Raw genomic sequence first — 11,823 nt, forward strand, 5'->3', positions numbered from 1 at the left:
GAAAATGCCAGACTGGGTGAACGGCGAGCAGCTGACCCTGCTCGATCTGCTGGACAGACGCCTCGCACGGGACCCGGACGGCCCGTTCCTCGACCTCTGCGGCACGCCGTACACGGCGGCGTCGCTCGACGCCGAGGCCGATCGCGTCGCCGGAGCCCTGCACGCGCTCGGCGTCGGGCACGGCTCGACCGTCGCGACGATCCTGGAGAACGGGCCCGAGGCGGTCGTCGCCTGGTTCGCGATCCATCGGCTGGGCGCGATCGCCGTCCCGGTGAACACCGCGCTCAAGGGGCCGCTGCTGCGACACGTCCTCGCGGACTCCCAGGCGGCCGTCGTCATCGTGCACGACGACCTCGCGGACCGGCCCGTCGAGGTCCTGGAGCAGGTCGAGACGGTGCGGCACCTCGTCGTCGTGGGGAAGGGGCGGCCCGTCGTCTCCTGCTCGCGGGGCACGCGGGTGCACGGCTGGGACGAGCTCGCGGCCTCCGCGGAGCGGGCCCCCGGCGTGCTGGTGCGGCCCACCGACCTCGGCACGATCGTCTACACCGGGGGCACGACGGGCCCGTCGAAGGGCTGCGCGCTGAGCCACAACTACCATCTGTCGATCGCGCGGCAGATCATCTCCTCGTGGGGGCGGACCCCCGAGGACGTCGTGTGGAGCCCGCTCCCGCTGTTCCACTTCAACGCCATCTCGTGCATGCTCACCGGAACGCTCATCAGCGGGGGCAGGGCCGCCCTGTCGCGGCGCTTCTCCGTGTCGGGCTTCTGGCCGGAGATCAACCGGACCGAGGCGACGATCGCGTCTCTGCTCGGCTCCCTCGCCGTCCTCGTGGCGCGCGCGGACGACCACCCGGAGGCGAAGAACGCGGGGACGCCCGAGGCGAACACGAGCCTTCGCCTGCTCACCGGCGCGCCGATACCCCCGGAGATAGACGAGCTGTACCGGGAGCGCTTCGGCATCACCACCTTCAGCAACGCGTACGGAGCCACGGAGGCGTCCCTCATCTCTTGGCTGCCCCCGGGCGAGCCGGGGAAGCCGGGTTCGGCGGGCATCGTGAACGCGGAGACCTTCGACGTCCGGATCTTCGACGACGAGGACCACGAGGTGCCCGTCGGGGAGCCCGGCGAGATCGTGTGCCGGCCGAAGATGCCGCACGTGATGTTCGAGGGCTACTGGCAGCGCCCGCAGGCGACGGTCGAGGCGTGGCGCAACCTGTGGTTCCACACCGGCGACATCGGCAAGGTCGACGACGACGGCTACCTGTTCTTCGTCGACCGCAAGGCCGACTACATGCGGCGGCGGGGCGAGAACATCTCCAGTTGGGAGCTGGAGAAGGTGTTCCACGAGCACCCGGCCGTCAAGGACGTCTGCGTGCACGCCGTGCCGAGCGAGGTCAGCGAGGACGACGTCAAGGCGACGCTCGTCCTACGGGACGGGGCGGCCGTCACCGAGGAGGAGATGTGCCGGTGGTCGGTGGACCACCTGCCGTACTACGCGGTGCCCCGCTACTTCGAGTTCCGGGAGGAACTGCCCATGAGCCGGACCGGCCGGACGACCAAGAACCTGCTGCGCGACGAGGGCGTCACCGCCGCCACCTGGGACCGCGAGGCGGCCGGCGTGAAGTTCGAGCGCCGCTGATGGGCGCCGAAGCGCACGGCCTCAAGGGCGACGACCTCGGCACCCCTTACCTCCGCCTGGAGCGGCGCGGCCCGCTGGCCTGGTGCGTCGTGGACCGGCCGGACTCGCGCAACGCCCTCACCAGCGCGATGTACTTCGGGATCCGGCGCGCCGTCGACGTCGTCAACCGGGACCCGGACCTCGCCGCGCTGATCATCACCGGGACCGGCGACGTGTTCATGCCGGGCGGCGAGCTGCGCGGCCGCGAGCCCGACAGGTGGCTCGACTTCCCCGACCTCCTCAGCCTCGACTCCACGCCCTTCGAGGCGATCCGGCGGTCCCCGAAACCGGTCGTCTCGGCCGTCAACGGGATCGCGCAGGGCGGCGGGCTGCTCATCGCGATGCTCTCCGACGTCGCCGTCGTCGGACGCAGCGTGACCGTCCGGGCACCGGAGCTGTTCCGGGGCATCGCCGACACCGGGTACGCCTGCTACCTTCCCGGCCAGATCGGCATCGCCCGCGCGCGCGACATGCTGCTGACGGGCCGGACGGTCACCGCGGCCGAAGCCGTCGCATGGGGCATGTTCACCAGGCTCGTCGACGACGCCGACGTCCTGAAGGAGGCCGAGGAGGTGGCGATCCAGATCTGCCGGACCGCACCGCAGGCCCGCCTCCAGGTGAAACGCCTGGTCAACGAGCGCTACGGGACCGTCGACCGGATGACGTTCGACGCGCTCCTGTACAACGACGAGATGGTCGAGGGCGGCCGGGCGTTCGCCGAGAAGCGCGAACCCTCCTGGGTGCCCGAGGAGTTCCGTGGCGGAAGGCGCCTGTGACGGATGCGGGCCGGGCGCTCACCCGGCCCGCCCTTCAGGCGAGGAACGCCCGCTCGACCGTCTCGGTGAGGAGGTCGATCGGCAAGGGCGCGCCGCCGGACAGCTCGCTCGTCTGGAAGGCGCTCACCAGACCGGAGAACATGCGGGCCATGAGCACAGGGTCGCCTTCGCGGAGCAGGCCGGCCCGCTGGCCGTCGCGGAACAGCTCGGCCTGCATGTCGATCGAGCGGCGGAAGTTGGCGAGGGTCTCGGTGTCCTCGGGCGGGTCGGCGACCGGCGACGCGATCGCCCCGCCCCGCAGGACGAGCCTCCCGAACTCGGGAAATCTCCGGAAGAACCCGACCTGCCATGCGGCGAGGGCGACGAGGCGGCGGTCGGCGGGCTCGTCGGCGCTCAGCACCTCGGCCATCTCCGGCATGAACGCGGAGGTGCGGCGGTGGAAGATCTCCCGGTACAGCTCGTCCTTGCCCGAGAAGAACCCGTAGACCGCGCCCACGGAGTAGTCGGCGAGTTCGGCGATCTCGCGCAGGGACGCGTCGTGGAAGCCCTTCGCGGCGAACACCTGCTCGGCGACGTCGAGGATCTGGTCGCGGCTGAGCGCGCGGCGCTGCTCCCGGCGCTCGTCGCGCAGACTCCGTCCGCTCATCCCCGCCCGAACCCCCTTCGCATTGTGAATCATGGTATCGCCGCCGCCCGCGCGCTCACGTGGACGGTCCACAGCCCAGGAATGAAGGAAGGCCCTCCGTGACCGAAGCCGACCACCCCGTCCTGCTCGGACGGCTGGAGGAATCGCGGGCGCTGGCCGCCTCGGTGCGCCGCCTCATCGAGGTCGCCACCGCGACCACCGCGCCCCCGGAGGCCACCCTGGCCGCCGCCCGCGGCCTCGACGCGATCACCGAAGCGCTCGCCCGCCACGTCCCCGACCCGCTGCCGCCGATGACCCAGCTCCACTTCCCGGACGAGAGCGAGACCGACCTCGCGGCCCGGATGCCCTTCGACGTGATCCTCGGCCGCCACAGCCCCCTCGCGCCGCCTTTGACCCTCTCGTCCGAAGGCACGACCGCGGTCCTCACCGGCACCCTCACCCGCCCCTACGAGGGCCCTCCGGGGTGCGTCCACGGCGGCGTCCTCGCCGCGGCCTTCGACATCGTCTGCGCCGCCGCCAACTACCTCTCCCAGGTCGCCGGCCCCACCCGCAGCCTCCAGATCACCTACCGCCGCCCGACCGCCCTGAACACCCCGTGCCGCTTCGAAGCCTGGGTCGACCACGTCGAGGGACGCCGAGTCCGCACCCTGGGCCGCCTCCTCCAGAACGACGTCGTCACCTGCGAGGCCGTCGGCGAATTCGCCCTCCTCGACCGCGAAGGCATAGCCCGCATGTTCACCCGCACCCAGACCGGCCCCTGATCGGGCCCGCTCTATCGGATTCACGGATATCCGCCGCGAACCGCCCTAGTATGGGGCGATGCCCCATGATCTGGAAGTCGACGGCTTCCGGTCCGAGGCGCTCGGCTCGGGTCCGCGGGAGTCGCGGCGGACATCCGTCCTGCGGCCGGTGCTCCTCGTCGTGGCGGTGGTCGGGATCGGGCTCGTCGTCCGGGCCTTCGCGGCACCGGAGGACGGCATCCCGGACGACCCGCTCAAGCCCGGAAGCTGCCTCGACCTGGCCTTCAACACCAAGGGCGAGATCGCCTCGCGCAAGCCGGTGAGCTGCACGGAGCCGCACTGGTTCCAGGTCCTCTCCGTCGAGGTCCTGCCGGACGGCCCCTATCCGGGCTACGAGACGCTGCATGAGCAGGCCGACGAGGCCTGCGGCACCAGGTGGAACACCACGGTGCGGCAGAGCCCCTACGCACTGTCGCACCAGCGCACCGTCCTCGTCCCCACCGCGGACCGCTGGCCCGCCGACCGCATCACCGCCTGCGCCCTCTTCTCCTTCCACGCCCCCACCACGACCCCGGCGATCCTCCCGCCCTCCGCACCCTGACGACCGCCCGCCCCGAGCCCGCTCCGCGCGGCGGCGACGCGAAGGAGGAGAGTGAAGTCGGGTGAAATGATCGAAACGGATATTGCTGATCATTTAGCATGCGGCTATGACGCACGACCCCTACGGCGGCAGACCTCCCGCCGGGTACCCGCCCGCGTACTCCCCGGGCGGGCACCCGGGCGGCCCACTCTTCGCGGGACCGCCCGCGCCGCCTCCGCGCGACGGCCTCGCGACGGTCGCGCTGATCCTCGCCGGGCTCGGCGCCGTCTGCGTCTCCCTGCCGCTGTCCATCGTCGCCCTGATCCGGGTGCGCCGGAGCGGCCGTTCCGGGCGCAGGCTCGCGATCGCCGGCATCGTCGTGTCGGTCGGCTGGATCGTGGCGCTGAGTCTCGCCGCGGGACTGGCGTTCTTCGTGTCGGAGAAGACCGAGGTGGCGCTGACGCCGGGCGTCTGCTTCAACGAGGCCGCCGACGAGGAGGCGCTGGTGCCGCGCACGGCGACGGAGTGCACGAAGCCGCACATGTACCAGGTGCTCTCCGTGGAGGAGCTTCCCGGCGGCGCCTACCCGGGAGACCGCAAGGTCGAGCAGCGGTCGGACGCACTGTGCGGCGACCGCTGGAACCCCGCTCTGGTCCAGAGCCCGTGGGCGGCGACGCACAATGTCGGCTACCTGGCGCCGGCCCGCGACGACTGGGACTTCGACAAGACCGTCGTCTGCCTCCTGACCACTGTCGACGGCGGCAGCACCACCTTCCTCGCCGACCTCGCCGCGGTCGAGGTGGATCCCGCCCGGAAGCGGTGGGCCGACCTCGCCGTCGGCGACTGCTTCGACCTGCCGGAACAGGAGGTCTACGCGGTCACCACCACGGCCTGCGACAAGCCCCACGACGCGCAGGTCGTGAAGACCTTCTCGCCGCCGAAGGGCTCCTGGCCGGGGCAGGAGAAGGTCGACGAGCGCGCCGAAGACCGCTGCCACCGCCTCGTCACCTCGTTCTTCGAGGCGCATCCGCCGGGCGTCCGCACCGTCGACAACTACGTCGGCCCGACGCAGGCGGAATGGGTCCAGGGGGACCGGCGCGTCCTCTGCATCGTCGAGTCCGGCTACCAGGACACCCAGCTGCACCGATCCCTTGTCCCCTGACCCCTGTCCGCTCTCACCCGATCAGGGTTCAGGGCCGCCGTGGGGCACGAAGGGCATCTCCGCAGCGAAGCATTCAAGGGAAGCGCCGACCATGAGCATTCAGCCGTGACACGTGATCCGTTCTCCGGGCCCCTCGCGCAAGGCCACGCGGCCACTCCGGGGGCCCGGCCGCCGGAGTCGCCGCCCCCTCCCGGCCCGTATGCCGCGGTGCCGCCCCCGCGGCCCCGCAACGGGCTCGCCATCGCCTCGGTGGCGCTCGGTATCGTCGGCGCCGCCTGCGTCTCCCTCCCGCTGGCGATCGCCGCGCTGGTCCGCGCGCGCAGGACGGGCGGGCCGGGCACCGGTCTCGCGGTCACCGGTATCGTCCTGTCGGCCCTGTGGCTCATCGCGGGAAGCCTGGTCGGGGCGCTGCTGTTCGCAGTGGTCGCGGACATGAAGGACGAGAGGCCCGCGCCGGGAGCCTGCTACAACGAAGTTCAGACGGCCGGTCGCGAGTTCACGGACTGCACGAGCCCGCACACCCACCAGGTCCTCTCGGCCGAGGAGCCGTCCGGCAGCGGGTATCCCGGTGACAGGGAGCTCGAGAGGAGGGCCCGGCGCGAATGCGTCGACCGCTGGTACCCCGCTCTGCTCCAGGGGCCGTACGCCGATGACTACGGGCTCACTTACGAGCTGCCCTCCCGCTTCTCCTGGCTGGTGGACAAAAGGGTCATCTGCCTGCTGAAGGCCGTTGACGGGAAGACGAGTTCGTTCGTCGATCTGTCCGCGGTGAAAGTGGACCCGGCCAGGAAGCAGTGGTCGGACCTCGCCGTCGGGGACTGCTTCGACCCGCATGGCGAGGACTCCCGCACCGTCGTCGCCCGTGCCTGCGACCGGCCCCACGGCGCCCAGGTCTTCCACGCCTTCTCCCTGGGCAAGGGCCCCTGGCCGGGCGAGGAGCGCGTCGACGAGCGCGCGGGCTCGCGGTGCGACCGCTACTCCTCCCGCTTCTTCGACGAGCACCCGCCGGGTGTGCTCACCGCCGACTCGTTCGTGTCCCCCACCCGCGCGTCCTGGGCCCGGGGCGACAGGCACGTCCTCTGCCTCGTCAAGACCGGCTACGACGACATCCCCCTTACCAGGTCGCTCGTCCCCTGACCCACCCCGCCCGTCCTGGGGACGGCGTGCCCGCGGTCGCGGGGACGGGCCGTTGGACGTTGGCGGCACGCCGAGGGGTGAAATGGTCAAAAGGGAGATTCATGATGATCTAGCATGCGGCCATGAATCATGATCCTTTGTCCGGGCATGAGGTGCCGGGGCCGGCGAACGTCCCGCCGGGGGTTCATCCGCAGGGCGGGTACTTTCCGGGGCCGCCCGCGGCGCCGACGCGCGACGGGCTCGCGATCGCTTCGCTGGTGCTGGCGCTCGTCGGGGCGGTCTGCGTCTCGGTGCCGTTGGGGATCGTGGCGCTGGTGCGCGCGCGGAGGGCGGGGGGCGGGGGGAAGGGGTTCGCGATCGCGGGGATCGCCGTGTCGGCCGGGTGGCTCGTGGTCGGGAGCCTGGTCGCGGCTGCGGTGCTCGTCTGGGTGGGGGATCTGAAGGACGAGCGGTTGAAGCCGGGCGTCTGCTACAACGAGACGGGCTCGGGCGAGACGCCGGAAGAGCGGACGGTGACGGGCTGCACGAGCCCGCACACGATCCAGGTGCTCTCGGTGGCGGAGCAGGCCGACGAGCCGTATCCGGGCGGCGAGGAGATCGGGCGGCGGGCGGACGCGGAATGCCACGACCCCTGGTTCCCCAGGCTGCTCCAGAGCCCGTACGCCGAAGCCTATGAGCTCACCTATCTCACGCCGACCAGCTACTCGTGGAGGTTCGACAGGAGGATCGTCTGCCTCCTTGAGTCCTCTGAGGGGAAGACGAGCACCTTCGTCGACCTGGCCGCGGTGAAGGTGGACCCGGCCAGGGAGCCGTGGTCCGAGCTGGCCGTCCGGGACTGCTTCGACCTGCCGGACGAGGCGTCCTACTCGGTGGCCACCGTCGCTTGCGACGAGCCCCACGACGCGCAGGTCGTCAAGGTGTTCTCCCTCCCCGAGGGCCCCTGGCCGGGCCCGAAGCGCGTCGAGGAGCGCGCCGAGGCCCTCTGCCAGGACCGCCTCGACCGGTTCTTCGCCGACCATCCGCCAGCCGTCCGCACGGCTTACAGCAGCGTGACCCCCACCCGGAAAGACTGGGCCGCGAAAGACAGGCGCGTCCTCTGCCTCGTCGAGTCCGGCCATGAGGACACCGCCCTCACCGACTCGCTCGTCCCCTGAGGCGTCAGGTGATGACGCCGTCCGCGCGCAGGGCGGCGACGGCCTCGGGGGTCAGGCCCAGTTCCGCCGTCAGGACGGTGTCGGTGTGCTCGCCTAGCCAGGGAGGGCGGGCCTCCGGCGGCGGGGTGTGGGCGCTGAGGCGGACGGGGTTGCCGGGGGTGAGGACGGGCTGGGGGACGCCGTCGGTGCGGTGGAGGGCGACGAGCATGTCGCGGGCCTGGACGTGGGGGTCGGTCACCAGTTCCTCGTCTGAGAGGCACGGGCCTGCGGCGATGCCGGCTTGGCCGAGGCGGTGGCAGGCCTCGATCTTGGTGTGGGGGGCGGCCCAGGACTCGATGGCCGGGCGGAGGACCGTTTCGAGGTGGTCGACCCAGCCTTGGCGGGTGGCGAGGCGGGGGTCGGTCTTCCAGTCGGGGTGGCCGATGAGGTCGGCGAGTTTGGCGAAGTGGGCCTCGCGGCCGACCTGGAGGATGAACCAGCCGTCCTTGGCGCGGAAGCCGTGCATGATCAGGGGGCCGGTGTCGCCGTTGCGGAGGCCCATGGACCAGAAGTTGCTGACGATGTCGGTCATCGCGATGACGGAGTCGAGCATGGCGATGTCGACGTACTGGCCGAGGCCCGTGGTCTCGCGGTGGCGGAGGGCGGCGAGGATGCCGATCGTGGCGAAGAGGGCCGCGCCGATGTCGCCGAGCGCGCCGACGGGGGCCACGCGGGGCGGGTCGTCGCCTTCGCGCTTCATCTCGTAGATGCCGGACATCGCCTCGACGATCGGGGCGAAGGCGGGCCAGGAGCCGTAGGGCGTCGGGACCGTGTTGCCGAAGCCGGACACCGAGACGTAGATGCCCGCGGGGTGGACGCGGGCGATGTCGTCGTAGCCGAGGCCGAGCCGGGACATCGCGCCGGCCTTGGAGTTCTCGGCGATGACGTCGAAGCGCGGGGCCAGGGCGAGGACGAGGTCGCGGCCGCGCGGGTCCTTCAGGTCGACGCACAGGCTGCGTTTGCCGAAGTTGTTGCGCAGGAACGTCGCGCCGACGGGACGGCCCGCGGGGTCGGCCATCGCGGGGCGGGAGCCGCGGCCGGAGTCGCCGGACGGCGGTTCGATCTTCACCACGTCGGCGCCCAGACGGGCCAGGAGCTGGGTCGCGTACGGCAGCGCCTGCATCTGCTCCAGCGCGAGGACGCGGACGCCCGCGAGGGGGCGCGCGTGCGGATCGGGCTCACCCTGTGTCATGAACCGCAGTATTGCAGATTGAATCTTTTATGCAATATTCGAGATCGCCGCTATGATGCCGCCTATGCGCGGAATCCTGTCCTGGGGCGGGTACCTGCCCCACCGGCGGCTCGACCGCCGCACCATCGCCGGGATCGCAGGGAAGGGCGGAGGCAAGGGCACCCGAACGGTCGCCTCCTACGATGAGGACGCCGTCACCCTCGGCGTCGCCGCCGCGAGGCTCGCCCTGCGGCACGCCCCCGTCTCCCCGGCCTCCCTCTGGTTCGCCACGACCGACCCTCCCTACCTCGACAAGACGAACGCCGCGACCGTCCACGCGGCCCTGCGCCTCGACCGCGAGGCCCCGGCCTATGACGCGGTCGGCTCGGTCCGGTCGGCGGCCGGCGCGCTGCGCGCGGCGCTCGGCTCGACGGGGCCCGCCCTGGTCGTCGCGGGCGACCTGCGCGGCGGCCTGCCGGGCAGCGGCGACGAGGCAGCCGGCGGCGACGGCGGCGCGGCGCTCCTGGTCGGGGGCGAGGACGACGGCCCGGTCCTCGCCGAGTTCCTCGGCGCCGCCTCCGTCACCGAGGAGTTCACCGACCGCTGGCGCGTTCCCGGCGAGGCCGCCTCCCGGCTGTGGGAGGAGCGGTTCGGCGAGACCCGGTACACCGCGCTCGGCGCGGAGGCGCTGAAGCTGGCATTGGCCCGCGCGGGCGTCGCCGCCGAGGAGGTCGGGGCGCTGGCCGTCGCGGGGCTGCACGCGCGCGCGGCGGCGGCCGTGGCCGCGCGCTCCGGGATCGCCGCGGTCGTGGACCGCCTCGACGGCTCGGTCGGCGCCACCGGCGCGGCTCAGCCGGGGCTCCTGCTCGCAAGCGCGCTTGAGGAGGCGGGTGCCGCGGGCCGCGTCATCGTGCTCCTGGTGCTCGCCGACGGGGCCGACGCCTTCGTCTTCCGCACCACCGAGGCCCTCGCCGCCCACCCCGTGCCGCGCCCCGTCGCCGCGCAGGCCGCCGAAGGCGCGCCCGTGGACTACGGCACGTTCCTCGCCTGGCGCGGGATGCTGCCGGTCGAACCGCCGCGCCGCCCCGAGCCCGCCCGGCCCTCCTCGTCGGCCGCGGCCCGCAACTCCGCCTGGAAGTACGGCTTCACGGGCTCGCGCGGCGACGACGGGATGGTCCGCATGCCCCCGTCGCCGCTCGACGCCGCGCCCGCGCCGATGGCCGACGCGCAGGGCGTGATCGTCACCTTCACCGTCGACCGGCTCGCGTACTCGCCGAGCCCGCCCGTCGTCTTCGCCGTCGTCGACTTCGACGGGGGAGGCCGCCTCCCCATCGAGCTGACGGACGTGGCCGCGGGCGAGGTGGCGATCGGCGACCGGGTGGAGCCGGTCTTCCGGAGGCTCTTCACCGCCGACGGCATCCACAACTACTTCTGGAAGGCCCGGCCGGTCCGGGGCGGGGAGGCCTAGAGATGGGTTCGCACGGGATCAAGGACCGGGTCGCCATCGTCGGGATGGGCTGCACCCGGTTCACCGAGCACTGGGACAAGGGCGTCGACGAGCTGCTCCTCGCCTCCACGGACGAGGCGTTCGCTTCGGCGGGCATGGCGAAGGAGGAGGTGGACGCCTACTGGCTGGGCACCGCCCAGTCGGGGATGAGCGGCCTCACCCTTTCCAAGCCGCTGCGCCTCAAGGACAAGCCCGTCACCCGGGTCGAGAACTACTGCGCCACCGGGTCCGAGGCCCTGCGCCAGGCCGCTTACGCGGTCGCCAGCGGCGCGTACGACGTCGCCATGGCCGTCGGCGTGGAGAAGGTCAAGGACTCCGGCTACCAGGGCCTCAACGCCTTCCCCATCCCGAACGACGGCACCCAGCGCACCCTGACGGCCGCCGCCATGTTCTCCATGGTCGCGCCCGCCTACGGCCGCAAGTACGGGGTCTCCGACGACGAGATGCGCACGGTCCTGGCGCGGATCGCGTCCAAGAACCACGCCAACGGGGCCCGCAACCCGCGCGCCCAGTTCCGCAAGGAGATGTCCGTCGAGCGGCTGTGCGCGATGCCGGCCGTCGCGGGCGGCCTGTCGGTGTTCGACTGCGCCGGTGTCGCCGACGGTTCGGCGGCGGCGATCGTGGTGCGCGCCGAGGACGCCCACCGGTACACCGACAGGCCCCTGTTCATCAAGGCGCTGTCGTTCGTCGCGGGCGACGGCTCGGGCCTCGTGGACCCGTCCTATGACTACACGACGTTCCCCGAGGTCGCCGCGTCCGCCCGGGACGCCTACGCGCAGGCCGGGATCACCGACCCGGCCGCGGAGCTGGCCATGGCCGAGGTGCACGACTGCTTCACGCCGACCGAGCTCGTGCTGGTGGAGGACCTGGGCCTGGCCGAGCGCGGTGCGGCGTGGAAGAAGGTCCTCGACGGCGCCTACGACCTCGACGGGGCCCTGCCGGTGAACCCGGACGGCGGCCTGAAGTCCTTCGGCCACCCCGTGGGCGCGTCCGGCCTGCGGATGATGTTCGAGGCGTGGCTGCAGCTGCGCGGCGAGGCCCCGGCCGAGCGGCGGATCTCCACCTTCGGCGAGCGGTCGCTGGCGCTCACCCACAACCTGGGCGGCTACCCGGGGGAGATGGTCAGCTTCGTGTCGATCCTGGGCACGGAGTGAGCCGGGTCCATGGGTAGGGCCCTGCGCGGGGGCGGCGGACGGGATGAGGGATCGGCCGCCGCCCCGGACACGCGTGGCG

General features: G+C 72.3%; 11 protein-coding genes. 9 read left to right on the forward strand and 2 right to left on the reverse strand.

Features of this window, described 5'->3' with window-relative positions; translation table 11 throughout:
- Positions 1-4: 4 nt before the first annotated feature.
- A complete protein-coding gene (locus ACYVOM_RS36225) occupies positions 5-1,639 on the forward strand; it encodes an AMP-binding protein (RefSeq protein ID WP_460308112.1) in 1,635 nt (544 codons plus the stop codon).
- On the forward strand, positions 1,639-2,454 hold the full coding sequence (locus tag ACYVOM_RS36230; RefSeq protein WP_460308113.1) for an enoyl-CoA hydratase/isomerase family protein: 816 nt from the start codon (positions 1,639-1,641) through the stop codon (positions 2,452-2,454). The genes ACYVOM_RS36225 and ACYVOM_RS36230 overlap by 1 nt, the downstream gene beginning before the upstream one ends.
- A 34-nt stretch (positions 2,455-2,488) precedes the next feature.
- Here ACYVOM_RS36230 and ACYVOM_RS36235 read toward each other — a convergent pair whose 3' ends face one another.
- Positions 2,489-3,100 (reverse strand): TetR/AcrR family transcriptional regulator, encoded by a 612-nt coding sequence (locus ACYVOM_RS36235; protein WP_460308114.1) that lies wholly within the window; start codon positions 3,098-3,100, stop codon positions 2,489-2,491.
- A gap of 98 nt (positions 3,101-3,198) precedes the next feature.
- Between ACYVOM_RS36235 and ACYVOM_RS36240 the strand changes: the two genes are divergently transcribed.
- From ACYVOM_RS36240 to ACYVOM_RS36260, 5 genes are all read left to right on the forward strand, one after another.
- The gene (locus tag ACYVOM_RS36240; protein WP_460308115.1) at positions 3,199-3,861 is read left to right on the forward strand and encodes a PaaI family thioesterase; all 663 of its coding nucleotides are present in this window, start codon (positions 3,199-3,201) and stop codon (positions 3,859-3,861) included.
- Positions 3,862-3,919: 58 nt separating this feature from the next.
- The gene (locus ACYVOM_RS36245) at positions 3,920-4,441 is read left to right on the forward strand and encodes a septum formation family protein (RefSeq protein ID WP_460308116.1); all 522 of its coding nucleotides are present in this window, start codon (positions 3,920-3,922) and stop codon (positions 4,439-4,441) included.
- Between the two features lie 106 nt (positions 4,442-4,547).
- Positions 4,548-5,582 carry a septum formation family protein gene (locus ACYVOM_RS36250; protein ID WP_460308117.1) on the forward strand — a complete coding sequence of 345 codons (1,035 nt, stop codon included), beginning with the start codon at positions 4,548-4,550 and terminating at the stop codon, positions 5,580-5,582.
- A gap of 105 nt (positions 5,583-5,687) precedes the next feature.
- Positions 5,688-6,719: a DUF4190 domain-containing protein gene (locus tag ACYVOM_RS36255; RefSeq protein WP_460308118.1), complete on the forward strand. Its 1,032-nt coding sequence runs from the start codon at positions 5,688-5,690 to the stop codon at positions 6,717-6,719.
- 122 nt (positions 6,720-6,841) lie between these two features.
- The gene (locus tag ACYVOM_RS36260) at positions 6,842-7,873 is read left to right on the forward strand and encodes a septum formation family protein (RefSeq protein WP_460308119.1); all 1,032 of its coding nucleotides are present in this window, start codon (positions 6,842-6,844) and stop codon (positions 7,871-7,873) included.
- 4 nt (positions 7,874-7,877) lie between these two features.
- Here the strand turns inward: ACYVOM_RS36260 and ACYVOM_RS36265 are convergent, their stop codons facing one another.
- The gene (locus tag ACYVOM_RS36265) at positions 7,878-9,104 is read right to left on the reverse strand and encodes a CaiB/BaiF CoA transferase family protein (protein ID WP_460308120.1); all 1,227 of its coding nucleotides are present in this window, start codon (positions 9,102-9,104) and stop codon (positions 7,878-7,880) included.
- Between the two features lie 64 nt (positions 9,105-9,168).
- Between ACYVOM_RS36265 and ACYVOM_RS36270 the strand changes: the two genes are divergently transcribed.
- Both ACYVOM_RS36270 and ACYVOM_RS36275 read left to right on the forward strand, forming a co-directional pair.
- A complete protein-coding gene (locus ACYVOM_RS36270) occupies positions 9,169-10,551 on the forward strand; it encodes an OB-fold domain-containing protein (protein ID WP_460308121.1) in 1,383 nt (460 codons plus the stop codon).
- A gap of 2 nt (positions 10,552-10,553) precedes the next feature.
- Entirely contained in the window at positions 10,554-11,744 is a 1,191-nt protein-coding gene (locus ACYVOM_RS36275) for an acetyl-CoA acetyltransferase (protein WP_460308122.1), read from the forward strand.
- Positions 11,745-11,823: the final 79 nt, after the last annotated feature.

This window comes from Actinocorallia aurea (genome assembly GCF_054783995.1).

Bases quoted from the DNA above. Each gene is read 5' to 3' on its own strand.
- ACYVOM_RS36230 (WP_460308113.1), top strand. From the start codon at position 1,639: ATGGGCGCCGAAGCGCACGGCCTCAAGGGCGACGACCTCGGCACCCCT.
- ACYVOM_RS36260 (WP_460308119.1), top strand. From the start codon at position 6,842: ATGAATCATGATCCTTTGTCCGGGCATGAGGTGCCGGGGCCGGCGAAC.
- ACYVOM_RS36245 (WP_460308116.1), top strand. From the start codon at position 3,920: ATGCCCCATGATCTGGAAGTCGACGGCTTCCGGTCCGAGGCGCTCGGC.
- ACYVOM_RS36250 (WP_460308117.1), top strand. From the start codon at position 4,548: ATGACGCACGACCCCTACGGCGGCAGACCTCCCGCCGGGTACCCGCCC.
- ACYVOM_RS36225 (WP_460308112.1), top strand. From the start codon at position 5: ATGCCAGACTGGGTGAACGGCGAGCAGCTGACCCTGCTCGATCTGCTG.
- ACYVOM_RS36235 (WP_460308114.1), bottom strand. From the start codon at position 3,100: ATGAGCGGACGGAGTCTGCGCGACGAGCGCCGGGAGCAGCGCCGCGCG.
- ACYVOM_RS36275 (WP_460308122.1), top strand. From the start codon at position 10,554: ATGGGTTCGCACGGGATCAAGGACCGGGTCGCCATCGTCGGGATGGGC.
- ACYVOM_RS36270 (WP_460308121.1), top strand. From the start codon at position 9,169: ATGCGCGGAATCCTGTCCTGGGGCGGGTACCTGCCCCACCGGCGGCTC.
- ACYVOM_RS36265 (WP_460308120.1), bottom strand. From the start codon at position 9,104: ATGACACAGGGTGAGCCCGATCCGCACGCGCGCCCCCTCGCGGGCGTC.